At 61.3% G+C, this 24,499-nt stretch carries 21 protein-coding genes and 5 tRNA genes; 24 read left to right on the top strand and 2 right to left on the bottom strand.

Features of this window, described 5'->3' with window-relative positions; all coding sequences use genetic code 11:
• Positions 1-112: 112 nt before the first annotated feature.
• The 21 genes from acs to mgtE all read left to right on the top strand — a co-directional run bounded on the left by acs (position 113) and on the right by mgtE (position 21,764).
• Entirely contained in the window at positions 113-2,074 is a 1,962-nt protein-coding gene (gene acs, locus ABRP30_RS20495; protein ID WP_241804638.1) for an acetate--CoA ligase, read from the top strand.
• Between the two features lie 507 nt (positions 2,075-2,581).
• Positions 2,582-3,367, top strand: a complete 786-nt coding sequence (locus tag ABRP30_RS20490) for an ABC transporter substrate-binding protein (RefSeq protein WP_267817822.1) — start codon at positions 2,582-2,584, stop codon at positions 3,365-3,367.
• Positions 3,368-3,455: 88 nt separating this feature from the next.
• Positions 3,456-4,145, top strand: a complete 690-nt coding sequence (locus ABRP30_RS20485) for an ABC transporter permease (RefSeq protein ID WP_267817820.1) — start codon at positions 3,456-3,458, stop codon at positions 4,143-4,145.
• A complete protein-coding gene (locus ABRP30_RS20480; protein ID WP_241804635.1) occupies positions 4,142-4,840 on the top strand; it encodes an ABC transporter permease in 699 nt (232 codons plus the stop codon). Before ABRP30_RS20485 ends, ABRP30_RS20480 begins: the two co-directional genes overlap by 4 nt.
• 22 nt (positions 4,841-4,862) lie before the next feature.
• Positions 4,863-5,627: an ABC transporter ATP-binding protein gene (locus ABRP30_RS20475; protein WP_241804634.1), complete on the top strand. Its 765-nt coding sequence runs from the start codon at positions 4,863-4,865 to the stop codon at positions 5,625-5,627.
• Positions 5,628-5,727: 100 nt separating this feature from the next.
• Complete coding sequence (gene argR / locus ABRP30_RS20470; RefSeq protein WP_267817816.1) at positions 5,728-6,708, top strand: transcriptional regulator ArgR; 981 nt, start codon at positions 5,728-5,730, stop codon at positions 6,706-6,708.
• 329 nt (positions 6,709-7,037) lie between these two features.
• Positions 7,038-8,258, top strand: coding sequence for an aspartate aminotransferase family protein (locus ABRP30_RS20465; protein WP_349976543.1), 1,221 nt, complete (start codon positions 7,038-7,040; stop codon positions 8,256-8,258).
• 139 nt (positions 8,259-8,397) lie between these two features.
• Positions 8,398-9,417, top strand: coding sequence for an arginine/ornithine succinyltransferase subunit alpha (gene aruF, locus ABRP30_RS20460; protein WP_349976544.1), 1,020 nt, complete (start codon positions 8,398-8,400; stop codon positions 9,415-9,417).
• A gap of 54 nt (positions 9,418-9,471) precedes the next feature.
• On the top strand, positions 9,472-10,500 hold the full coding sequence (gene astA / locus ABRP30_RS20455; protein ID WP_349976545.1) for an arginine N-succinyltransferase: 1,029 nt from the start codon (positions 9,472-9,474) through the stop codon (positions 10,498-10,500).
• Complete coding sequence (astD, locus tag ABRP30_RS20450; RefSeq protein ID WP_349976546.1) at positions 10,501-11,964, top strand: succinylglutamate-semialdehyde dehydrogenase; 1,464 nt, start codon at positions 10,501-10,503, stop codon at positions 11,962-11,964.
• A gap of 23 nt (positions 11,965-11,987) precedes the next feature.
• A complete protein-coding gene (astB, locus tag ABRP30_RS20445; protein ID WP_267817807.1) occupies positions 11,988-13,337 on the top strand; it encodes an N-succinylarginine dihydrolase in 1,350 nt (449 codons plus the stop codon).
• 15 nt (positions 13,338-13,352) lie between these two features.
• On the top strand, positions 13,353-13,643 hold the full coding sequence (locus ABRP30_RS20440) for a hypothetical protein (protein ID WP_039602667.1): 291 nt from the start codon (positions 13,353-13,355) through the stop codon (positions 13,641-13,643).
• Between the two features lie 10 nt (positions 13,644-13,653).
• The gene (gene astE / locus ABRP30_RS20435) at positions 13,654-14,661 is read left to right on the top strand and encodes a succinylglutamate desuccinylase (RefSeq protein WP_349976547.1); all 1,008 of its coding nucleotides are present in this window, start codon (positions 13,654-13,656) and stop codon (positions 14,659-14,661) included.
• Between the two features lie 338 nt (positions 14,662-14,999).
• On the top strand, positions 15,000-17,624 hold the full coding sequence (gene alaS, locus ABRP30_RS20430; protein WP_241804627.1) for an alanine--tRNA ligase: 2,625 nt from the start codon (positions 15,000-15,002) through the stop codon (positions 17,622-17,624).
• 85 nt (positions 17,625-17,709) lie between these two features.
• The gene (locus ABRP30_RS20425) at positions 17,710-18,945 is read left to right on the top strand and encodes an aspartate kinase (RefSeq protein ID WP_267817801.1); all 1,236 of its coding nucleotides are present in this window, start codon (positions 17,710-17,712) and stop codon (positions 18,943-18,945) included.
• Positions 18,946-19,112: 167 nt separating this feature from the next.
• A complete protein-coding gene (csrA, locus tag ABRP30_RS20420; RefSeq protein ID WP_003254503.1) occupies positions 19,113-19,301 on the top strand; it encodes a carbon storage regulator CsrA in 189 nt (62 codons plus the stop codon).
• Between the two features lie 72 nt (positions 19,302-19,373).
• Positions 19,374-19,464, top strand: a tRNA-Ser gene (locus ABRP30_RS20415).
• 106 nt (positions 19,465-19,570) lie between these two features.
• Positions 19,571-19,647 (top strand) — tRNA-Arg (locus ABRP30_RS20410).
• Between the two features lie 72 nt (positions 19,648-19,719).
• Positions 19,720-19,796 (top strand) — tRNA-Arg (locus ABRP30_RS20405).
• Between the two features lie 73 nt (positions 19,797-19,869).
• Positions 19,870-19,946 (top strand) — tRNA-Arg (locus tag ABRP30_RS20400).
• 375 nt (positions 19,947-20,321) lie between these two features.
• Complete coding sequence (gene mgtE / locus ABRP30_RS20395; RefSeq protein WP_267817799.1) at positions 20,322-21,764, top strand: magnesium transporter; 1,443 nt, start codon at positions 20,322-20,324, stop codon at positions 21,762-21,764.
• Positions 21,765-21,913: 149 nt separating this feature from the next.
• Here mgtE and ABRP30_RS20390 read toward each other — a convergent pair whose 3' ends face one another.
• On the bottom strand, positions 21,914-22,240 hold the full coding sequence (locus tag ABRP30_RS20390) for an Arc family DNA-binding protein (RefSeq protein WP_003254499.1): 327 nt from the start codon (positions 22,238-22,240) through the stop codon (positions 21,914-21,916).
• Positions 22,241-22,323: 83 nt separating this feature from the next.
• Between ABRP30_RS20390 and ABRP30_RS20385 the strand changes: the two genes are divergently transcribed.
• From ABRP30_RS20385 to ABRP30_RS20375, 3 genes are all read left to right on the top strand, one after another.
• Positions 22,324-22,536: a hypothetical protein gene (locus ABRP30_RS20385; RefSeq protein ID WP_349976548.1), complete on the top strand. Its 213-nt coding sequence runs from the start codon at positions 22,324-22,326 to the stop codon at positions 22,534-22,536.
• A gap of 48 nt (positions 22,537-22,584) precedes the next feature.
• Positions 22,585-23,172, top strand: coding sequence for a phosphonate metabolism protein/1,5-bisphosphokinase (PRPP-forming) PhnN (gene phnN / locus ABRP30_RS20380; protein WP_349976549.1), 588 nt, complete (start codon positions 22,585-22,587; stop codon positions 23,170-23,172).
• A gap of 115 nt (positions 23,173-23,287) precedes the next feature.
• A tRNA-Arg gene (locus ABRP30_RS20375) sits at positions 23,288-23,364 on the top strand.
• A gap of 22 nt (positions 23,365-23,386) precedes the next feature.
• On the opposite strand, the gene ABRP30_RS20370 is transcribed toward ABRP30_RS20375, so the two are convergent.
• On the bottom strand, positions 23,387-24,358 hold the full coding sequence (locus ABRP30_RS20370; RefSeq protein ID WP_267817795.1) for an endonuclease: 972 nt from the start codon (positions 24,356-24,358) through the stop codon (positions 23,387-23,389).
• Positions 24,359-24,499 lie beyond the last annotated feature (141 nt).

Below are 24,499 nucleotides of genomic sequence, written 5' to 3'. Positions count from 1 at the left end.
TCACGAGGTGCGCAGCCCGTCGCGTTACTACCATCGTCGTATGGCTTTTGCCGCTCTGGTACAGTTACAAACGGTTCCATACAAAAACAACTATTACACCGAGGTAACACAGATGAGTGCGGCTCCACTGTATCCCGTTCGTCCCGAGGTTGCGGCCACTACCCTGACCGACGAGGCCACCTACAAGGCCATGTACCAGCAATCGGTGATCAATCCGGACGGCTTCTGGCGTGAGCAGGCCCAGCGCATTGACTGGATCAAGCCTTTCACCAAGGTCAAGCAGACTTCCTTCGACGATCACCATGTCGATATCAAGTGGTTTGCCGATGGCACTCTGAACGTTTCCTCCAACTGCCTGGACCGCCACCTCGAAGAGCGCGGCGACCAACTGGCGATCATCTGGGAAGGCGACGACCCTTCCGAACACCGCAACATCACCTACCGCGAACTCCACGAGCAGGTCTGCAAGTTCGCCAACGCCCTGCGCGGGCAGGACGTGCACCGTGGCGATGTAGTCACCATCTACATGCCGATGATCCCCGAGGCCGTGGTGGCGATGCTGGCCTGTGCCCGCATCGGTGCGATTCACTCGGTCGTGTTTGGCGGTTTCTCGCCTGAAGCGCTGGCCGGGCGCATCATCGATTGCAAGTCCAAGGTGGTGATCACCGCCGACGAAGGTTTGCGCGGCGGCCGCCGTACTCCGCTCAAGGCCAACGTCGACCTGGCGCTGACCAACCCTGAAACCAGCAGCGTGCAGAAAATCATCGTGTGCAAGCGCACCGGTGGTGACATCGCCTGGCACCAGCACCGCGACATCTGGTACGAAGACCTGATGAAGGTGGCTTCCAGCCATTGTGCGCCAAAGGAAATGGGCGCCGAAGAGGCGTTGTTCATTCTTTACACCTCCGGCTCCACCGGCAAACCCAAAGGGGTGCTGCACACAACGGGTGGTTACCTGGTGTACGCCGCGCTGACCCACGAGCGCGTCTTTGACTACCGCCCCGGCGAGGTCTACTGGTGCACCGCGGACGTCGGTTGGGTCACCGGCCACAGCTACATCGTCTACGGCCCGCTGGCCAATGGTGCTACCACGCTGCTGTTCGAGGGCGTACCGAACTACCCGGACATTACCCGGGTGTCGAAGATCGTCGACAAGCACAAGGTCAACATCCTCTACACCGCCCCTACCGCGATCCGCGCCATGATGGCCGAAGGGCAGGCGGCCGTTGAGGGGGCCGATGGCTCGAGCCTGCGCCTGCTGGGTTCGGTCGGTGAGCCGATCAACCCTGAGGCGTGGAACTGGTACTACAAGACCGTCGGCAAGGAGCGCTGCCCGATCGTCGACACCTGGTGGCAGACCGAGACCGGCGGCATCCTGATCAGCCCGCTGCCAGGCGCCACGGGCCTGAAGCCGGGTTCGGCGACCCGTCCGTTCTTCGGTGTGGTGCCGGCGCTGGTGGACAACCTGGGCAACCTGATCGATGGCGCGGCCGAGGGCAACCTGGTCATCCTCGATTCCTGGCCGGGCCAGTCCCGCTCGCTGTATGGCGATCATGACCGCTTCGTCGATACCTACTTCAAGACCTTCCGTGGCATGTATTTCACCGGCGACGGTGCGCGCCGTGACGAGGATGGTTACTACTGGATCACGGGCCGTGTGGATGACGTGCTCAACGTTTCCGGCCACCGTATGGGTACCGCAGAGATCGAAAGCGCCATGGTCGCCCATGCCAAAGTGGCTGAGGCTGCGGTGGTGGGTGTGCCGCACGACATCAAAGGGCAGGGCATCTATGTGTACGTGACCCTCAACGCCGGTGTGGAGCCCAGCGAGCAGTTGCGCATGGAGCTGAAGAACTGGGTGCGCAAGGAAATCGGCCCGATTGCCTCGCCAGATGTCATTCAGTGGGCGCCAGGGCTGCCGAAGACGCGCTCGGGCAAGATCATGCGGCGTATCCTTCGCAAGATCGCCACGGCGGAATACGGCTCGCTGGGGGATATCTCCACCTTGGCCGACCCGGGCGTGGTGCAGCACTTGATCGATACGCACAAAGCGATGAGCCTGGCATCGGCTTGATGAGCTGAGCAGGGCTGCAGCGCAGTTCTGCTTCAAACGAAAACCCCGTACGGGCGACCGGCGGGGTTTTTGCTTTACTGTTACCCGACATTCATCGGTAACTCTGTTTGTCACCGATTACGCACAGTCACGGGGCGAGCGGGAACACTCATGACTCGTTTCGGTGCGTTCATGGCGCCATTTTTCCCATGGCGGCACGCTGCACTTGCCGTCGTACAAGGCTTTGCCAATAATAGGCCCAGTAATTGCTAGGTCTGTAGGTTGTTTTTCTTGCGCTCTTGCATATCTTGCAGGGGCTGTCAACCTCGCCCGCTGCCGTTTCAAGCGCTTCTGTAAGTAGTTGTCGCTTTGAAGAAATATCGACTACCGGGCTGTCGTTAAAATGCCACTCACTCGCTCGTGGTCTGCGACCTTGGTCGAACCCTGCGCGGCTCGCGTTGTACCCATTCGCATATCGGGCAGTTGTTACTCCTGCCTTGTATTGCCCCGTACCGATGGAGTTACCTGATGAAGAAGCTCGCACTGCTTGGCGCCCTGGCGCTTTCCGTGTTTTCCCTGGTGTCGCAGGCTGATGAAAAGCCGTTGAAAATCGGTATCGAAGCCGCTTACCCACCCTTCGCCTTCAAGCAGCCCGACGGCAGCATCGCTGGTTTCGACTACGATATCGGCAACGCCCTGTGTGAAGAGATGAAAGCCAAGTGCACCTGGGTAGAACAGGAGTTCGATGGTCTGATCCCGGCACTGAAAGTGCGCAAGATCGACGCGATCCTGTCGTCCATGTCGATCACCGAAGACCGCAAGAAGTCGGTCGACTTCACCAAGCGTTACTACCTGACCCCGGCTCGCCTCGTGATGAAGGAAGGGACTGCCGTGAGCGACAGCCTGGCTGAGCTCAAGGGCAAGAAGATCGGCGTGCAGCGTGGTTCGATCCACGACCGCTTCGCCAAGGAAGTGCTGGCCCCGCAAGGCGCTACCGTGGTGCCGTACGGTACCCAGAACGAAATCTACCTGGACGTCGCCGCTGGCCGCCTGGACGGCACCGTGGCCGATGCCACCCTGCTCGAAGACGGCTTCCTGAAAACCGACGCTGGCAAGGGCTTCGCCTTCGTGGGCCCGTCGTTCACCGACGTGAAGTACTTCGGTGACGGTGTCGGCATCGCCGTGCGCAAGGGTGACAAGGCCAACGCCGAGCGCATCAATGCCGCGATCGACGCCATCCGTGCCAACGGCAAGTACAAGGCGATCCAGGACAAGTACTTCAATTTTGACATCTACGGTCCAGACTCGAAGTAAGACGTCGGGTTTCACCTGTGCAATGGTGCAAACAGCAGAGGCTCTGAGGTTTGCACCATTTTTCATTCTCTAGGTCGAGGACCTCATCATGTTGAAAGGCTACGGGGCAGTCATCCTCGACGGGGCGTGGCTGACGCTGCAGCTCGCCCTGTCGTCGATGGCCCTGGCCATCGTACTCGGCCTGATTGGCGTGGCGCTGCGCTTGTCGCCGGTGCGCTGGCTGGCCTGGTTGGGCGATATGTATGCCACGGTGATCCGTGGTATTCCGGACCTGGTGCTGATCCTGCTGATCTTCTACGGCGGGCAGGACATCATCAACCGTGTGGCGCCGCTGGTCGGCTATGACGATTACATCGACCTGAATCCGCTGGTGGCAGGGATCGGTACCTTGGGCTTCATCTTTGGCGCCTATCTGTCGGAAACCTTCCGTGGTGCCTTCCTTGGTATCCCCAAGGGGCAGGCGGAGGCCGGCGCGGCCTACGGTATGAGCGGGCGGCAGGTGTTCTTCCGCATTCTGGTGCCGCAGATGATCCGTCTGGCGATTCCGGGCTTCACCAACAACTGGCTGGTGCTGACCAAGGCTACGGCGCTCATTTCGGTAGTGGGCCTGCAGGACATGATGTTCAAGGCCAAGCAGGCGGCAGACGCCACCCGCGAACCTTTCACCTTCTTCCTGGCGGTGGCTGCGCTGTACCTGGTGCTCACCAGTGTCTCGCTGCTGGCGCTCAAGTATCTCGAGAAGCGCTACTCGGTGGGCGTCAAGGTGGCTGAGCTATGATCTTCGACTACAACGTCATCTGGGAAGCGATGCCGCTTTACATCGGCGGGCTGCTGACCACGCTCAAGCTGCTGGCGCTGTCGCTGTTGTTCGGTTTGCTGGCGGCGGTGCCGCTGGGCCTGATGCGGGTGTCCAAACAGCCGCTGGTGAACATGACGGCCTGGCTGTACACCTACGTCATCCGCGGTACGCCGATGCTGGTGCAGTTGTTCCTGATCTATTACGGCCTGGCCCAGTTCGAGGCGGTGCGCCAGAGCATCTTCTGGCCGTGGCTTTCCAGTGCGACCTTCTGTGCCTGCCTGGCGTTCGCCGTCAACACCAGCGCCTACACCGCCGAAATCATCGCTGGCAGCCTCAAGGCCACGCCGCATGGCGAGATCGAGGCAGCCAAGGCCATGGGTATGTCACGCATGAAAATGTACCGCCGCATCCTGCTGCCTTCGGCCTTGCGCCGGGCGCTGCCGCAGTACAGCAACGAAGTGATCATGATGCTGCAGACCACCAGCCTGGCGTCGATCGTCACCCTGATCGACATCACCGGTGCCGCACGTACGGTCAATGCCCAGTATTACCTGCCTTTCGAGGCCTACATCACGGCGGGCGTGTTCTATCTGTGCCTGACCTTCATCCTGGTGCGCCTGTTCAAGATGGCCGAACGCCGCTGGCTCGGCTACCTGGCGCCGCGCAAGCACTGAACGCTCTGTGAGAACCGACAGCATGTACAAACTAGAAGTCCAAGACCTGCACAAGCGCTACGGCAGCCATGAAGTGCTCAAGGGTGTGTCCCTGGCGGCCAAGGCAGGCGATGTGATCAGCATCATCGGCTCCAGCGGTTCGGGCAAGTCGACCTTCCTGCGCTGCATCAACCTGCTCGAGCAGCCGCACGCCGGCAAGATCCTGCTCAACAACGAAGAGCTGAAGATGGTCGCCGGCAAGGACGGCGCCCTCAAGGCTGCCGACCCGCGCCAACTGCAGCGCATGCGCTCGCGGCTGTCGATGGTGTTCCAGCACTTCAATCTGTGGTCGCACATGACCGCGCTGGAAAACGTCATCGAGGCGCCGGTGCATGTGCTTGGCGTGAACAAGAAGGAAGCCCTGGAAAAAGCCGAGCACTACCTGGCCAAGGTGGGCGTGGCCCATCGCAAGGATGCTTTCCCGGGGCATATGTCCGGCGGTGAGCAGCAGCGTGTGGCGATTGCCCGGGCGCTGGCCGTGGAGCCGGAGGTGATGCTGTTCGACGAACCGACGTCGGCGCTGGACCCGGAGCTGGTCGGCGATGTGCTCAAGGTCATGCAGGCCCTGGCCCAGGAAGGCCGGACCATGGTGGTGGTGACCCACGAGATGGGCTTTGCCCGCGAAGTGTCCAACCAGCTGGTGTTCCTGCACAAAGGCCTGGTCGAGGAGACGGGCTGCCCGCGCGAAGTGCTGGTCAACCCGCAATCGGAGCGGCTCAAGCAGTTTCTCTCTGGCAGCCTGAAGTAAAGGCTGCACCTTTGCACCAGAATAGGGCATGCTGCGCAGCAGTGCGCAGTCTGCCCTGGCGCCACAGACTCGAACGACTTCAGGTTTCGGACCTTACCCTATGACCACCCAGCGAATCGGTTTTCTCATCTGGCCAAGCACCAAGCCCTTGACGTTGGCGCTGGCGGAGGAAGTATTGCTGGTGGCCCAGCGGGTACATCCTGACGTGGTATACGAGCTGGCCTTTCTCCAGGCCGAGCCTGCGCAGGAAGGCGCCTGGCGCCTGCCGGGCGAGCCCTGGAGCGGGCGCCTGGAGGGGTGTCACAAGCTGTTCCTGCTCGCTGACGAACTGCCCCAGGCATTGGGGTCGGCGCTGTCCACGGCGCTCAAGCAACTGGCCCGCAGCGGCTGCATCATCGGTGGGCTGTCTGCAGGTGTGTATCCGTTGGCCATGCTCGGCCTGCTCGACGGTTACCGCGCTGCGGTGCATTGGCGCTGGCAAGACGATTTCGCCGAGCGTTTCCCCAAGGTCATCGCCACCAGCCATCTGTTCGATTGGGACCGTGATCGCCTGACCGCCTGCGGCGGTATGGCGGTGACCGATCTGCTGTTGGCGGTGCTGGCACGTGATCACGGGGCCGAGCTGGCGGGTGCGGTTTCCGAGGAGCTGGTAGTCGAGCGCATCCGTGAGGGTGGGGAGCGTCAGCGCATTCCGCTGCAAAACCGCCTCGGCTCCAGCCATCCGAAGCTGACCCAGGCGGTACTGTTGATGGAGGCCAATATCGAAGAGCCGCTGACCACCGACGAAATCGCTCAGCATGTGTGCGTATCGCGCAGGCAGCTGGAGCGCATCTTCAAGCAGTACCTCAACCGTGTGCCTAGCCAGTACTACCTGGAGCTGCGGCTGAACAAGGCACGGCAGATGCTGATGCAGACCAGCAAATCGATCATCCAGATCGGCCTTTCCTGTGGCTTCTCCTCCGGCCCGCATTTCTCCAGTGCCTACCGCAATTTCTTTGGCGCCACGCCCCGCGAAGACCGTAACCAGCGGCGTAACAGCAGCCCCTTCGAATTGAGTTCGGCGCCTGCCGAAAAGGGCTGAACGCTGCCCGGTGCACTGCGCCTCTGTCGCCTGCAAGCCAGCGTCCAGGCTGATCGGGTTGCCGCCGGCCCGGTGGCGGCCGGCTTGGCGGTGAGGGAGGCGGTGCAGCCGGCCTATCTTCTTATGTGAACACCCGTTCACCCAGTCCCGCTCTGCCGTTACACTGCGCGATTGCGACAGTGTTTGTCGCATTGCCGAAAGCCTGGGTAAAACTGGGTTTTGCGCTGTAACAAGTTGTCGCTTGGCCGCAAGGACAGGCGCAGATCAGTCCTTACAATCCCCCCATCGCTCGCCACTTCCAGGCCAGCGTTCCTCTTCAGGAGACTCAGATGTCCGTTGAGCAAGCCCCGGTGCAGCGTGCCGATTTCGACCAGGTCATGGTCCCCAACTATTCTCCGGCGGCCTTCATTCCTGTGCGAGGCGAGGGTTCCCGCGTGTGGGACCAGTCGGGCCGCGAGCTCATCGACTTTGCCGGCGGCATCGCGGTGAATGCCTTGGGCCACTGCCATCCGGCACTGGTCAAGGCCCTGACCGAGCAGGCCAATACCCTCTGGCACGTTTCCAACGTCTTCACCAACGAGCCGGCACTGCGCCTGGCGCACAAACTGGTCGACGCCACCTTTGCCGACCGGGCTTTTTTCTGCAACTCAGGCGCCGAATCCAACGAGGCCGCCTTCAAGCTGGCCCGTCGCGTCGCCCATGACCGCTTCGGTCCTGAGAAGCACGAAATCATCTCCGCCGTGAACAGCTTCCACGGTCGCACCCTGTTCACCGTCAGCGTCGGCGGCCAGCCGAAGTACTCGGATGGTTTCGGCCCGAAGATCACTGGCATCAGCCATGTGCCCTACAACGATCTGGAAGCGCTGAAGGCACAGATTTCCGACAAGACCTGCGCCGTGGTGATCGAGCCGATCCAGGGCGAGAGTGGTGTGGTCCCGGCCGACAAGGCGTACCTGGAAGGCGCCCGCAAGCTGTGTGACGAGCACAACGCCCTGCTGATCTTCGATGAAGTGCAGACGGGTGTGGGCCGTACCGGCTCGCTGTACGCCTATCAGCATTACGGTGTGACGCCAGACATCCTGACCAGCGCCAAGAGCCTGGGCGGTGGCTTCCCGATCGGCGCCATGCTCACCACCACTGAGCTTGCCAAGCATCTGGCGGTCGGTACGCACGGCACCACCTATGGCGGTAACCCGTTGGGCTGCGCCGTTGCCTGCGCGGTACTGGACGTGATCAATACCCCAGAAACCCTGGCCGGTATCAAAGCCAAGCACGAGCGCTTCAAGGCGCGCCTGGAGCAGATCGGCCAGAAGGCTGGCCTGTTCTCTCAGGTGCGTGGTGTCGGCTTGTTGATCGGCTGCGTGCTGACCGAAGCCTGGCAGGGCAAGGCCAAGGACATCCTCAATGCCGCCGAGAAAGAAGGCGTGATGGTGCTGCAGGCCGGCCCGGACGTGGTGCGCTTCGCGCCGAGCCTGGTGATCGAAGATGCCGATATCGATGAAGGTCTGGACCGCTTCGAGCGGGCTGTGGTCAAACTGACCCAGGCCTGATTCGCCGGCGGTCCCTTCGCCGGCTCCGTCGGGCCGGCGATTGCAGAATCCCAGTGCGGGCGCGTGCTTGCAGACTCAACACGCGCCCGCCGTTTTTCCGTGCCGCCAGAGCGGCCAGTTTTTCCAAAGGAGTGACACCATGCTGGTGATGCGCCCCGCGCAAATGGCTGATCTGAACGAAGTGCAGCGCATGGCTGCAGACAGCCCCGTTGGTGTCACTTCGCTGCCAGATGACGCTGCCCGTCTGGGCGACAAGATAGCCGCCTCGGAAACGTCGTTTGCTGCCGAAGTCAGTTTCAACGGCGAAGAAAGCTACTTCTTCGTGCTCGAGGACAGTGTCACCGGCAAGCTGGCCGGTTGCTCGGCAATCGTCGCCTCGGCAGGCTACTCCGAGCCTTTCTACAGCTTTCGTAACGAAACCTTCGTGCACGCCTCCCGCGAGCTGAAGATCCACAACAAGATCCACGTGCTGTCGCTGTGCCATGACCTCACCGGCAACAGCCTGCTGACCAGCTTCTATGTCCTGCCTGAACTGGTGAACAGTGGCTGGGCCGAGCTGAATTCGCGTGGTCGCTTGCTGTTCATGGCTTCGCACCCTGAGCGCTTTGCCGACTCGGTGGTCACCGAGATCGTCGGTTACAGCGATGAGCAAGGCGAGTCGCCGTTCTGGGATGCCATAGGGCGCAACTTCTTCGACCTCAACTACGCCCACGCCGAGCGCCTGTGCGGCCTGAAGAGCCGTACTTTCCTCGCCGAACTGATGCCGCACTACCCCATCTACGTACCCCTGCTGCCGGACGCTGCGCAGGAGGCCATGGGGCAGGTGCATCCGCGCGCGCAAATCACGTTCGACATCCTCATGCGTGAGGGCTTCGAGACCGAGCACTACATCGACATCTTCGATGGCGGCCCCACCTTGCATGCGCGTGCCTCGGGCATCCGCTCGATCGCCCAGAGCAGGGTGGTGCCGGTCAAGCTCGAGGAGCTGCCGGCCAAGGGCGGGCGCCCGTACCTGGTGTGCAACGGCCAACTGCAGGATTACCGTGCGGTGCTGGTCGAGTTGGACTGGGTGCCGGGCAAGCCTGTGAGCCTCAGTGCCGAGGCTGCCGATGCGCTGGGTGTGGGCGAGGGCGCCAGCGTGCGCCTGGTCGCGGTCTGAGGCCTGGGAACAGAGAGTTTTGCGGTAGCCACAGCGGCCGCACAAGGAGATAGCATGATCGTTCGTCCTGTACGCAGCAGCGATTTACCTGCGCTGATCGAGTTGGCACGCAGCACCGGTACCACCGGGCTGACCACCTTGCCGGCCAACGAGGAGCGCCTCGGGCACCGTGTCGGCTGGGCCGAGAAGAGCTTCCGGGGTGAAGCCGAGCGCGGAGACACCGACTACCTGTTCGTGCTGGAGAACGACGAAGGCCTGGTGGTCGGCATCAGTGCCATCGCCGGCGCCGTCGGCCTGCGCGAGCCCTGGTACAACTACCGGGTGGGCCTGACCGTCAGCGCCTCGCAAGAGCTGAACATCTATCGCGAGATCCCCACCCTGTTCCTGGCCAATGACCTGACCGGCAACTCCGAACTGTGCTCGCTGTTTTTGCGCAGTGACCACCGCTCTGGGCTCAATGGCCGCTTGCTGTCGCGGGCGCGCATGCTGTTCATCGCCGAGTTCCCGGAACTGTTCGGCAACAAGATCATTGCCGAAATGCGCGGCATGTCCGACGAGCAGGGCCGTTCGCCGTTCTGGGAGAGCCTTGGCCGGCACTTTTTCAAGATGGAGTTCAGCCAGGCCGACTACCTCACTGGCGTAGGCAACAAGTCGTTCATTGCCGAACTGATGCCCAAGTTCCCGTTGTACACCTGCTTCCTGTCGGAGGCCGCACGCAGCGTGATCGGCCGTGTGCACAGCGACACCGAGCCTGCGCTGGCCATGCTCAAGCAGGAAGGCTTCAGCTATCAGGGGTATGTGGACATCTTCGACGCAGGCCCCGCCATCGAGTGCGAAACCTCGAAGATTCGTGCCGTACGCGAGAGCCAGACCTTGGTGCTGGCCGTGGGTACGCCTGGCGATGACGCAACCCCTTACATCATCCATAACCGCAAGCGCGATGACTGCCGTATCACTGCCGCGCCCGCACGCCTGGCGGCGGGCACCCTGGTGGTGGACCCGCTGACCGCCAAGCGCCTGCGCATGGGCGCGGGTGACAACGTGCGCGCCGTGCCGCTGTCGGCAAGCCGGGAGGCCCAGTAAATGACCACGCATTACATCGCCGGCAGCTGGCAGGCCGGCCAGGGTGAAGCCCTGCGGTCGCTCAACCCGGTCACGCAAGCCGTTGTCTGGCAAGGGCAGGGCGCCGATGCCGGCCAGGTCGAGGCTGCCGTACAGGCTGCGCGTCAGGCTTTTCCAGCCTGGGCGCAACTGAGCCTGGAGGCGCGCATCGACGTACTGGAAAAGTTCGCCGAACAGCTGAAGCAGCATTCCGAGGCGCTGGCTCACTGCATTGGCGAAGAAACCGGCAAGCCGCTGTGGGAGTCGGCTACCGAAGTGAGCAGCATGGTCAACAAGGTCGCGATCTCGATACAGAGCTACCGCGAGCGCACGGGCGAGAAAAGCGGCCCGCTGGCAGATGCTACCGCGGTACTGCGGCACAAGCCCCACGGAGTGGTGGCGGTGTTCGGCCCCTACAATTTCCCCGGCCATTTGCCCAATGGGCACATCGTTCCGGCACTGCTGGCGGGTAACTGTGTAGTGTTCAAGCCCAGCGAGCTGACCCCCAAGGTCGCTGAGCTGACCGTCAATTGCTGGATCGCCGCGGGCCTGCCTGCCGGCGTGCTGAACCTGGTGCAGGGCGCGCGTGATACGGGGGTGGCGCTGGCTGCCAACCCGGGTATCGATGGCTTGTTCTTCACAGGCTCCAGCCGCACCGGCAACTTGCTTCATCAGCAGTTTGCCGGCCGTCCGGACAAGATCCTTGCCCTGGAAATGGGCGGCAACAACCCATTGCTGGTGGATGAGGTCAAGGACCTCGATGCGGCGGTGTACACGATCATCCAGTCGGCGTTCATCTCCGCGGGCCAGCGCTGCACCTGCGCTCGCCGCCTGCTGGTGCCGCAGGGCGCCTGGGGCGATGCGCTGCTCGCGCGGTTGGTCGAGGTGTGCAAAGGCATCACGGTCGGCGCTTTCGATCAGCAGCCGGCACCTTTCATGGGCTCGGTCATTTCGCTGCAGGCTGCGCAGGCGCTGATCGCGGCCCAGGCTGAGCTGCTCGCCAAAGGCGCCACCCGGTTGCTGGAGATGACCCAGCCACAGGCCGATGCCGCATTGCTGACCCCGGGCATCATTGATGTCACTGCCGTGACCGACCGGCCCGACGAAGAATTTTTCGGCCCGCTGCTGCAGGTGATTCGTTACGCGGACTTCGATGCCGCCATCGATGAGGCCAACAACACCCAGTACGGCCTGGCGGCTGGCCTGCTATCCGACTCCCGTGCCCGCTACCAGTACTTCTGGCTGCGCAGCCGCGCCGGCATCGTCAACTGGAACAAGCAACTGACCGGTGCCGCCAGCAGTGCGCCGTTCGGGGGGGTAGGCGCCAGTGGCAACCATCGCGCCAGCGCCTATTACGCCGCCGACTACTGCGCTTACCCCGTGGCTTCGCTGGAGACTGCCAGCCTTGCCCTGCCGGCGACCCTGACGCCGGGCGTCACCCTATAACAACAGGTCACGGAGCCTAGCCGATGAAATCCTATGAAGTGAATTTTGATGGCCTGGTGGGGCCTACCCACAATTACGGCGGCCTGTCCTACGGTAACGTGGCTTCGCAGAGCAACAGCCAGCAGGCCTCGAACCCGCGTGAAGCGGCGCGCCAAGGCCTGGCCAAGATGAAAGCGCTGGCCGATATGGGCTTCAAGCAGGGCGTGCTGGCGCCGCAGGAGCGCCCGGACGTGGCCGCTCTGCGTCGTCTGGGCTTCAGCGGTAGCGATGCCGAAGTGATCCGGCGCGCCGCCAAAGAGGCCATGCCGCTGTTGGTCGCCAGCTGTTCGGCATCGAGCATGTGGGTGGCCAACGCGGCCACCGTCAGCCCCAGCGCCGACACCGCTGATGGCCGCGTGCATTTCACCGCTGCCAACCTCAACTGCAAGTACCACCGCAGCATCGAGCATCCGACCACCAGCCGTGTGCTGGCCGCCATGTTCAGTAATGAGCAGCACTTTGCCCATCACCCGGCGCTGCCTGCCGTGGCGCAGTTCGGCGACGAGGGCGCGGCCAACCATACGCGCTTCTGCCGCAGCTACGGCGAGGCGGGCGTCGAGTTTTTCGTCTATGGTCGCAGCGCGTTCGACGGCCGTTATCCCGCGCCGCAGAAGTATCCGGCACGCCAGACCCTGGAAGCCTCACAGGCCGTGGCACGGCTTCACGGTCTGAGCGATGACGGTGTGGTCTACGCTCAACAGAACCCATCGGTGATCGATCAGGGTGTATTCCACAACGATGTGATTTCGGTGGGCAATGGCGAGGTGCTGTTCTACCACGAAGATGCTTTCCTCGAGACTGACGCGGTGCTTGGCCAGCTGCAAGCTAAACTGGCCAGCAAGGGTGGCAACTTCCAGGCTATCCGTGTACCACGGGCAGCGGTGGCGGTAGAGGATGCGGTGCGTTCCTACCTGTTCAACAGCCAACTGCTCAGCCGCGACGACGGCTCGATGCTGCTGGTGGTGCCGGAGGAGTGCCGCAACAATGAGCGGGTCTGGGCGTACTTGCAGCAACTGACCCGCCAGGGTGGCGCGGTGAAGGAGGTCAAGGTGTTCGACCTCAAGCAAAGCATGCAGAACGGCGGCGGCCCGGCATGCCTGCGCTTGCGCGTGGCTTTGAAGGAATCGGAACTGGCGGCGGTCAATCCAGGCGTTATCATGACCGCCCCGCTGTACGACACACTGGTGCAGTGGGTCGACAAGCACTACCGCGACCGCCTGGGCGAAGCGGACCTTGCCGACCCGCAGTTGCTGGTCGAATGCCGTACGGCGCTGGATGAGTTGACCCAGATTCTGAAGTTGGGCTCGGTGTATCCGTTCCAACGCCAACCTTGAAGAGAGACTTTTGTAATGACCGACGCCCTGCGCCTGATCCTTGAAGATGTAGACGGCACCCAGCTGGAAACTTCCTGCACCCGCTTTGCCGTTGTCTGGCAGGGCAAGGAAGTGTGGATTCAGCAAGACGGCCGTGGCCAATTGCTGATCGGTGTCGACGTCGATGAGAACGACACCGAGTACGCCAACCTGCTCCTGCGCCCGATGGCTACCAACCTGGTCAGCCTGCAGCTGGAGATGGAGCCGGCAGAAGTCGGTGAAGACGATGACCACGTCCATGGCCCCGACTGCGGCCACGACCACTAAGGAAGCGCCTATGCTCGCCCTTGGCAAATTGCTTGAGCTGACCCTGACCGATCACGAGCCGGCCGAGAAGACCCAAGTTACACCCAAGGGCGTGCGTTTACGCTGGCTGGGGGAGGGCGCACTCGAGGTGCGTCCGCCCGACGGCGACGATTGCAGGCTGGACCTGCTGTTGTCGGCCGGTATTCATGGCAATGAAACAGCGCCGATCGAATTGCTCGAACGGCTGCTGCACGGCGTGGCCGATGGCACGATCAAGCCGCGTTCGCGTGTGATGTTCCTGTTCGGCAACCCAGCGGCGATCCGCAAGGGCGAGCGCTTCATCGAGCAGGACATCAACCGCCTGTTCAATGGTCGTCACGAGCTTTCCAGTGGTTTCGAGGCACTGCGTGCTGCGGAGCTTGAGCAGTTCGCCCGGGTGTTCTTCAGCAAGCCTGAGCGTACCCGTCTGCATTACGACCTGCACACCGCCATTCGTGGCTCCAAGATAGAGCAGTTTGCCCTTTACCCCTATAAAGAGGGGCGCAAGCATTCCCGCCGCGAGCTGGCTCGGCTGGCTGCTGCAGGCATGGAAGCGGTGCTGCTGCAGAGCAAGTCATCGATCACCTTCAGTGCGTTCACCTATGAGCAGCTGGATGCCGAAGCATTTACCTTGGAGCTCGGCAAGGCGCGGCCGTTCGGGCAGAACGAGCAGGTCAACCTCGACAAGCTGGAGCAGCGCCTGATCCAGATTATCGAAGGCGATGAGCCTGAGGCCGGGGAGTCGCTCGATGGTCTTAAACTGTTCAGTGTGGCTCGCGAGATCATCAAGCACAGTGAGGGCTTTCGCCTGCATCTGCCGGCGGATATCGAGAACTTCTCCGAGCTGAGCAAAGGTTATCTGCTGGCCGAGGACCTGGCTGAAATGCGCTGGGTGGTGGAGGAGGAGGGGGCGCGGATCATCTTCCCCAACCCCAAGGTCAAGAACGGGCTGCGCGCCGGGATTCTTATCGTCCCGGACTCAGGCCAGCGTCTGGGCTGAGTTTGCGCAGTGCCTGGCAGGAGCGGCCTTGTTGTCGCCAAAGGGCGCTTCTGCCAAGGCCGGTCGTCGCTGAACCTTGCCCATGACAATCATTTAATTCACCGCCTGTTCCATTTTCCCTTCCCTTGAGCGGTAATAGGCTTGCCAGCGGCAAAAGCCTGCATTTAGCATCCGGTCATGTCATTTTCGTTTGCACGCGCTTCAAAAGCCGTCCAATCGACGTTTTGCATCGCATAAACACACTGCACCGAGATTGCAGGACCGATATAATGCGGCCCTTTGCCGTCGTTTCGTCGACGCGTTTGCCCCCAGGGGCCGTCGTTTCCGTGGAAGAACCTATGAAAAGCGCAGAAATCCGTGAAGCCTTCCTTCGCTTCTTCGAAGAGCAGGGCCATACCCGAGTCGCCTCCAGTTCGCTGATTCCGAACAACGACCCGACCCTGCTGTTCACCAACGCAGGCATGAACCAGTTCAAGGACTGCTTCCTCGGTGCCGAGAAGCGCGCCTACACCCGTGCGGTCAGCAGCCAGAAGTGCGTGCGCGCCGGTGGCAAGCATAACGACCTGGAAAACGTCGGGTACACCGCGCGTCACCACACCTTCTTCGAGATGCTGGGCAACTTCAGCTTCGGCGACTATTTCAAGCGCGATGCGATCACTTTCGCCTGGACCTTCCTGACCTCCGACAAGTGGCTGAACCTGCCCAAAGAGAAGCTCTGGGTCACCGTCTACGCCAGCGACGACGAAGCCTACGACATCTGGACCAAGGAAGTCGGTGTGCCGGCCGAGCGCATGGTGCGCATTGGTGACAACAAAGGCGCCCCGTACGCCTCCGACAACTTCTGGACCATGGGCGATACCGGCCCGTGCGGCCCTTGCACCGAGATCTTCTACGACCACGGTGCCGATATCTGGGGCGGCCCACCCGGTTCCCCGGAAGAAGACGGTGACCGCTACATCGAGATCTGGAACAACGTCTTCATGCAGTTCAACCGTACTGCCGATGGCGTGCTGCACCCGCTGCCAGCGCCGTCGGTGGATACCGGCATGGGCCTGGAGCGCATCAGTGCGGTCATGCAGCACGTGCACTCGAACTACGAGATCGACCTGTTCCAGAACCTGCTGAGCGCTGCGGCCAAGGCCATCGGCTGCAGCAACGACGGCCAGGCTTCGCTGAAAGTCGTGGCAGACCACATCCGCTCCTGCGGCTTCCTGATCGCAGACGGCGTGCTGCCGTCCAACGAAGGCCGTGGCTACGTGCTGCGCCGCATCATTCGTCGCGCCTGCCGTCACGGTAACAAGCTGGGTGCCAAGGGCAGCTTCTTCTACCAGATCGTCGCAGCCCTGGCTGCCGAGATGGGCGAGGCGTTCCCCGAGCTCAAGAGCCAGCAGGCCCACATCGAGCGCGTGCTCAAGGCCGAAGAAGAACAGTTCGCCAAGACCCTCGAACAGGGCCTGCGCATCCTCGAGCAGGACCTTGCCCAGCTCAAGGGCGACGTCGTGCCGGGTGACGTGGTGTTCAAGCTCTACGACACCTACGGCTTCCCGATGGACCTCACCGCCGACATCGCCCGTGAGCGCGAGCTGACCATCGATGAAGCGGGCTTCGAGCGCGAGATGGATGCCCAGCGTGAGCGTGCCCGTTCGGCCAGTGCCTTCGGCATGGATTACAACAGCCTGGTCAAGGTCGACACCGCCACCGATTTCGTCGGGTACAACGCCACCGAAGGTCAGGGCAAGGTCATTGCCCTGTACAAGGACGGCCAGTCAGTCGACCAGTTGGGCGAGGGCGAGCAGGGCGTCGTGGTGCTGGACCGCACCCCGTTCTATGCCGAATCCGGTGGCCAGGTCGGCGATACCGGCTACCTGCAGTCCGGCGCCGTGCGCTTTGACGTGCAAGACACCACCAAGACCGGCGGCGCTTTCCTGCACCATGGCGTGGTGGCCAGCGGCGCGCTGCTGATCGGTTCTCCGGTCGAAGCCAAGGTCGATGCCGAGGTGCAGCACGCCACCTCGCTGAACCACTCGGCCACGCACCTGCTGCACGAAGCGTTGCGCCAGGTGTTGGGCGAGCATGTGCAGCAGAAGGGCTCGCTGGTCGACAGCCAGCGTCTGCGTTTCGACTTCAGCCACTTCGAGGCGGTGACGCCTGCGCAGATCAAGGCGCTGGAAGATATCGTCAACCGCGAAGTGCGCAAGAACACGCCGGTGGAAACTGAAGTTACCGATATCGAAACCGCCAAGCGCAAGGGCGCGATGGCCCTGTTCGGCGAGAAGTACGGCGATACCGTGCGCGTGCTGAGCATGGGTGGCGATTTCTCCGTCGAGCTGTGCGGCGGTATCCACGCCAAGCGCACCGGCGATATCAGCCTGTTCAAGATCATCAGCGAAGGCGGCGTGGCCTCTGGCGTGCGCCGTATCGAAGCGGTGACCGGCGCTGCTGCACTGGCCTACCTGAACGCTGCCGAAGAGCAGGTCAAGGAAGCCGCGCAGCTGGTCAAGGGCAACCGTGACAACCTGATCGACAAGCTGTCGGCTGTGCTCGAGCGCAACCGTCAGCTTGAGAAGCAGCTGGAACAGCTGCAGGCCAAGGCCGCCAGCGCCGCAGGGGACGATCTCTCCAATGCGGCTGTTGAGGTCAAGGGTGCCAAGGTCCTCGCCGCCCGCCTGGATGGGCAGGATGGCAAGGCCCTGTTGGCCCTGGTCGATCAGTTGAAGAACAAGCTCGGCCACGCAGTGATCCTGCTGGGCAGCGAGCATGAGGGCAAGGTCGTGCTGGTGGCCGGCGTGACCAAAGACCTCTCCAGCCAACTCAAGGCTGGTGACCTGATGAAACAAGCCGCTGCGGCAGTGGGTGGCAAGGGCGGTGGCCGTCCGGACATGGCTCAGGGCGGTGGCGTCGACGTCGCTGCGCTGGACCAGGCCCTGGCGCTGGCCGTGCCGTTCGCAGAGCAGGGACTTTGAGATGGAGGGGCCGATGGTCTAGTCATCGGCCCCTCCATGTTGGATGGTTTTTTTGAGGCCCGGTATGGGCTGAGGCACCATTGAAATGGCGTTGATCGTACAGAAATTTGGCGGTACCTCTGTCGGTTCCATCGAGCGGATCGAGCAGGTTGCCGACAAGGTCAAGAAACACCGTGAAGCGGGCGACGACCTGGTGGTTGTGCTGTCGGCCATGAGTGGCGAAACCAATCGCCTGATCGACCTGGCCAAGCAGATCACCGATCAGCCGGTTCCGCGTGAGCTGGACGTGATCGTGTCCACCGGCGAGCAGGTCACCATTGCCCTGCTGGCCATGGCCTTGATCAAGCGTGGTGTGCCGGCGGTGTCCTACACCGGCAACCAGGTGCGCATCCTCACCGACAGCGCGCACAATAAAGCACGCATCCTGCAGATCGACGACCAGAAGATTCGCGCCGACCTCAAGGCCGGGCGCGTGGTGGTTGTAGCCGGTTTCCAGGGCGTTGACGAGCACGGCAGCATCACCACCCTGGGCCGCGGCGGCTCCGATACCACGGGCGTGGCCCTGGCGGCCGCGCTCAAGGCTGACGAGTGCCAGATCTACACCGACGTCGATGGCGTTTACACCACCGACCCGCGCGTCGTGCCACAGGCGCGCCGCCTGGAGAAGATCACCTTCGAAGAGATGCTGGAGATGGCCAGCCTCGGCTCCAAGGTGCTGCAGATCCGCTCGGTGGAGTTCGCCGGCAAGTACAACGTTCCGCTGCGCGTGCTGCACAGCTTCAAGGAGGGTCCAGGTACCCTCATTACCATTGATGAAGAGGAATCCATGGAACAGCCGATCATTTCCGGTATCGCCTTCAACCGTGATGAAGCCAAGCTGACCATTCGCGGCGTGCCGGACACCCCGGGCGTCGCTTTCAAGATCCTCGGCCCGATCAGCGCTTCGAACATCGAAGTGGACATGATCGTGCAGAACGTTTCGCACGATAACACCACCGATTTCACCTTCACCGTACACCGCAACGAGTACGACAAGGCTCACAGCGTGCTGGAAAACACCGCACGTGAAATCGGTGCCCGCGAAGTGATCGGTGATACCAAGATCGCCAAGGTGTCGATCGTCGGTGTTGGCATGCGTTCCCACGCGGGTGTTGCCAGCCGCATGTTCGAAGCCCTGGCCAAGGAGAGCATCAACATCCAGATGATCTCCACGTCCGAGATCAAGGTGTCGGTCGTCATCGAAGAGAAGTACCTGGAGCTGGCCGTTCGCGCGCTGCATACCGCGTTCGAGCTTGACGCTCCGGCCCGACAGGGCGAGTAAGGCGTTGCCTTGAGGGGCGCGGCTTGCCGCGCCCTTCGCGTTTCTGCGCGTCACGCAGGCCCTGTCCTGCCAGCGTGACGTGCTACGGAGCCCTGTGTCGTCGTCCACGGCCAGGCCCTGTTGTTCCCAGACTGTTATCCCTGAATGTCTTGCGTAAGGAGAAAGCTATGTTGATTCTGACTCGTCGGTGCGCCGAGAGCCTGATCATTGGAGATGGCGAGATCACCGTGACGGTGCTCGGCGTCAAAGGAAACCAGGTGCGTATCGGCGTCAGCGCGCCCAAGGAAGTGGCCGTTCACCGCGAGGAAATCTACCTGCGGATCAAGAAAGAGAAGGATGAGGAGCCAAGCCTTTAATTTTTTTGAAGTTTTTTTCAAAAAAAGGGTTGCAAACGAGGAAGAGCCTGTTTAATATTCGCCTCGTGTTGCGGTGAGGTGGCCGAGTGGCCGAAGGCGCTCCCCTGCTAAGGGAGTATACCTCATAAGGGTATCGGGGGTTCGAATCCCCCCTTCACCGCCATTATTCGCTTAGGGCGCTGTAATCGGTAAGAACGCTAAGTCGTTGAATTTAAACGAAAAAGTTCTTGCAAAAATGTTTCAGCGACCTATAATGCGCGGCAAGATACGGACTCATAGCTCAGCTGGATAGAGTACTCGGCTACGAACCGAGCGGTCGGAGGTTCGAATCCTCCTGAGTCCGCCACTTTTGAAGTGGCTTTGCTTACAAAGCTGCTTCAAGCAACCAGTGGTAATCTGGTCTAAAACTACCAACTACGGACTCATAGCTCAGCTGGATAGAGTACTCGGCTACGAACCGAGCGGTCGGAGGTTCGAATCCTCCTGAGTCCGCCACTTTTTGAAGTGGCTCTGCTTGCAAAGCGGCTTCAGTCAGCCAGTGGTAATCTGGCCTAAAACTACCAACCACGGACTCATAGCTCAGCTGGATAGAGTACTCGGCTACGAACCGAGCGGTCGGAGGTTCGAATCCTCCTGAGTCCGCCACATATCAAGAAGCCCGCTCAATTGAGCGGGCTTTTTGTCTTCTGCCGTTCACTGATTTATCAGTGATGCCCGCTAGACTGAAAATCAACCCGCCCGACACTTCTTTGCGCCGCATGTGTTTTTTCGCTGGCTCGTGCCGTCGCACACATGGCTTCGAGCGTTGTCATAGCTTTATCGCGCAAACGATTGTTCTGGCCAAAAATTTAAGCGATCTGACAGCTTAGGCAGTGTATGATTGCGCCCGTCAGCCCCGCCGGGGCTTGTGGAATACCACCATGGACTTACCCAGTAGTTACTCGTTAACAAGATTCTTACAGCCTGATCTGACCGATTGATTCCCCCGGCGTGCTCCGCTGCTGGGAGTGGAGTTCGCCTATGACTGAAGTAGAAGTAAAGAAAGCGCAAGAGAGCCTGCAGGATCGCCTGGCCCAGGTGGTCGAACTGTTGCAGCGTCAGCGCGTCGTTGAAGACCTGACCCATCGTCAGGAAGGTCATCACCACGACCTGGTGGAAAACCTCGTCCACCGTCAAAACCTCGTCGAGTTGCAGCGTAAGCTCGACGACCTGCACCCCGCAGATATCGCCTATATCCTCGAAGCTTTGCCCCTGGAAGACCGCCTGACGGTGTGGCAGCTGGTGCGCTCGGACCGTGACGGCGACATCTTGCTTGAGGTTTCCGACTCGGTTCGTCAATCGCTGATCGCCGACATGGACGATCACGAGATCCTCGCTGCGGCCAAGGAAATGGACGCCGACGAGCTGGCGGACCTGGCGCCGGAATTGCCGCGTGATGTCGTCCATGAGCTCATGGAAAGCCTCGATGCCCAACAGCGTGAGCGTGTGCGCTCGGCATTGAGCTACGACGAGGAGCAGGTTGGTGCGCTGATGGACTTCGAGATGGTGACCATCCGTGAAGATGTCAGCCTGGAAGTGGTTCTGCGTTACCTGCGCCGCCTCAAAGAGCTGCCCAACCACACTGACAAACTCTTCGTGGTCGACTACGACGGCATCCTCAAAGGTGTGTTGCCGATCAAGCGCCTGTTGGTCAACGACCCGGACAAGAAGGTCGCGGAGGTCATGGCGGTTGATCCGGTGTCCTTCCACCCCGACGAAGATGCCTACGACGCTGCGCAGGCTTTCGAGCGTTACGACCTGGTTTCGGCGCCAGTTGTGGACAAGAGCGACCGCCTGATCGGCCGTTTGACCATCGATGAGATGGTCGACCTGATTCGTGAAGAGAGCGAGAGCGAAGTGCTCAACATGGCGGGTCTGCGCGAGGAGGAAGACATCTTCGCCTCGGTCTGGCGTTCATTGCGCAACCGTTGGGCCTGGCTGGCGATCAACCTGATAACTGCGTTTCTGGCCTCGCGGGTGATCGGCCTGTTCGAGGGCTCGATCGAGAAGCTCGTGGCCCTGGCGGCGCTGATGCCGATAGTGGCGGGTATTGGCGGCAACTCCGGCAACCAGACCATAACCATGATCGTTCGCGCCATGGCGTTGGACCAAGTGTCGCCAGGCAATACCAGCCGCCTTATGCGCAAAGAGCTGGCGGTGTCGCTGCTCAATGGCCTGATCTGGGGTGGGGTGATCGGTGCTGTGGCGTTCTGGCTGTATGACAGCTGGTCACTGGGGTTGGTCATGACTGCGGCCATGACGTTGAACCTGTTGCTGGCAGCGCTCATGGGGGTATTGATCCCGATGACCCTGACGCGCCTGGGGCGCGACCCTGCCATGGGGTCCAGCGTGATGATCACGGCCGTGACCGACAGTGGTGGCTTCTTCATCTTCCTGGGGCTGGCTACGCTGTTCCTGCTGTGATGGTGCAGGTGTATGCGCCGCCCGTGCGGCGCTGGATACCCAGGCCGCCAGGGCGATCAAGGCATGTGCCCGGCCGGATCACCACCGACCAGTGAACAACCCAAAAAAAAAGCCAGCTTACGCTGGCTTTCTTATTTTTGCTGCGCGCCTCAGGAGGCGTCGGCTGCCATTTCCACATCGTGAGCGATGAGGGCGACCAGCGCGTTCTGCTGTCGGTGGGACAACTGGCGGAAGCGTTGCAGCAACTCGCGCTCATGCAGGGACAGTTCCGGGCTGTCCAGGCGCATGCTCAGCTCGTCGCCCAGCGCACCTTCCTGGATAAGGCTCTGCTCCAGGCGTGCGATGATCTCGGAGTTCATGCTGCGGTGATGATTGCGCGCTACCTCGGCAATGCGCTCACGCATTCCGTCTGGCAGGCGGACGACAAACTTGTCAGCGGTGCGGCTCGAATAAATAGCCTGTTTCATTGGGCGCATATAAATTAACCGGTTTTTGGTTCAGGGGAAGCGGTTCACAAATTGGCCGCACGGGATGCTGGTACGACCGTGGCGACGACAAAATGTTCAACCGCCTGGAAAATTTGGTGCTCATCTTGCCTCAAGGTCGCCGTTTCCTTGGCGTCAATTCTGTGACAAATAGTGATCTCGGTAAAGGCTTTTTGCCAGTACCAATTATCAGAAATGAGTACTGGTTGGAAAAGTTTTGCATTTCCAGGATCGCCTTACCGTCAGCCCTCTGCCGTCAAAAACCCGTAAAACGCGGCAAAGGGTAGAGAAAACCCTTAAAATGCGCGGGTTTCCTTCCATAGAGCATAGTGGCTATGCAACATGACGCAAGCTCCCACGATAAAGCCTCGGGTCGCCTGATTTATTTGATAGGCCCTTCCGGTTCGGGAAAAGATTCTCTGATCGAGGCCGCTCGCTCACAACTGGCTGCCGCCGGTGTGGAAATCGCCCGGCGAGTGATCACACGCTCTGCAGAGGCCGCAGGTGAGGCGGCGCTGAGCGTCACGCCACAGCGCTTCGAAGCGATGCGTGCGGCAGGCGAGTTTGCCATGCATTGGCAAGCCAACGGCCTGGAGTACGGCATACCCAAGCAAGTGGACATCTGGCTCGCACAAGGGCGATCGGTGCTGGTCAACGGTTCCCGTGGCTATCTGCCCGAGGCGCGCAGGCGCTACCCCAGCCTGCTGGCAGTGCGCCTGGAGGTTGACCCAGCGGTGTTGCGCGCGCGCCTGGTTGCCCGGGGCAGGGAGGCAGCGCAAGAGATCGATCAGCGCCTGGCGCGCAGCGCCAGGCTCCAGTCCTGCCCCGATCCCCGCGTGCATGTGCTGGACAACTCAGGGCCACTGGCCGCGGCGGTCAGCACCTTGATGGACCTGCTGCGTCAGCACGGGGTGCCCGTTTGACACAAGCCTCCGAAAAGCCCTACGTGCAAAAAGCCCGATAGATGCATGACAAACGGCTGCCCGCTGGTTAACATGCTCGCCGTCCAGCTGTGCAGCGTTCGCTGCCGGTTCTCGTGTCTCAGTAGCTCAATTGGATAGAGCATCCCCCTCCTAAGGGGAAGGTTGCAGGTTCAAATCCTGCCTGGGACGCCATATCTTCTCTCGCTCCATACGCCTACTTGCAGTTCCCTGCCTTGCGGTAACCTGCACGCTGCGCTTCTGCTTCACTGCCAAAGGCTACCTGGTTTTTCTGAGCGACCTGGCTGTAGCTGGGGCAACCGCTGGCCAGGTGGTACACGTGACTGTTACGGTTGCCAATGATCGCACCGTCAGCTGGCGCATTCGCCAGGGTCGGCTTGCCGACATCTCTCGCAGCCGTTTTCGCGGGAGCCGAAGCTACCACGTCCATCGCCCCGACAGGCTTGTAGCCCAGCGTCCATGTGCGCTCGCCGGTGACGAAGGGGTTCGAGTGCCCCATGATCGCGGCGATGCGCTGATTGCGCTGCTTTTCCCATGCCGACACCGGGTGCTGTTTATCCCAGGCCATGAGCACCTGCTGCTGCTGGCGCGACATGCTCAACTTGTACCGGTCGAACATGTAGAACGTGGTACGCGCAACCAGGCCTTTGACTTCGTCACGCGGCTCGGCGGTTTTTTGCTGGAAGTCGACCTTGGTGGTGCACTGTCCATACTGGCGCTCAACGCCGGAAACCATGCCGTAGTTGAAATTGCTGCGGTCACCGTTCACTTCACCCACAGACGGGTAAAGGTTGAACAGGTCCGCCTCCATGGCGCGGAAGGTCGGGTCTTCATTGACGCAATGCTCGCGACCACCGTTCTGCCAGCATTTGCGCTGGTGGCCAAACGTCCAGGCCGGCACGATGTGCTCCCATTCGGTACGCTCGGCGCGGGTTTGCACTTTGCGGGTTTCGTAACCGCAGGACTTGGCATCGACACGGCCACCGGACTTGCCGACCCACTTCCATTTGCAGCCACAGTACAGCTCGCCCATGGGGCTGTCGGCCTGGTCGAGGTAGATTTTCTGTTTGGCGACAACCTTGGCTTCGGTAAACGTTGCGGGGGGGTTGGCGAAGGCGGCGGGGATGACAGAGAGGGCGAGGGTAAAGACGTACAGCAGTTTCTTCATGAGAAAGCATCATCGGATTGCGGGGGCAGAATTATACGGCGTACTGACGTCAATTGAAGAAATGTCCGATCACGTTGCTGTATTGCGCCTGTTGCGCGGTGCTGATTGGGTTTCTCGATTTGGGGCTACTCCTGTTGCATA

Source organism: Pseudomonas sp. WHRI 8519, from assembly GCF_040224055.2.
Taxonomy (GTDB): Bacteria; Pseudomonadota; Gammaproteobacteria; order Pseudomonadales; family Pseudomonadaceae; genus Aquipseudomonas; species Aquipseudomonas putida_X.
This window is presented reverse-complemented; position numbering and strand designations above follow the sequence as displayed.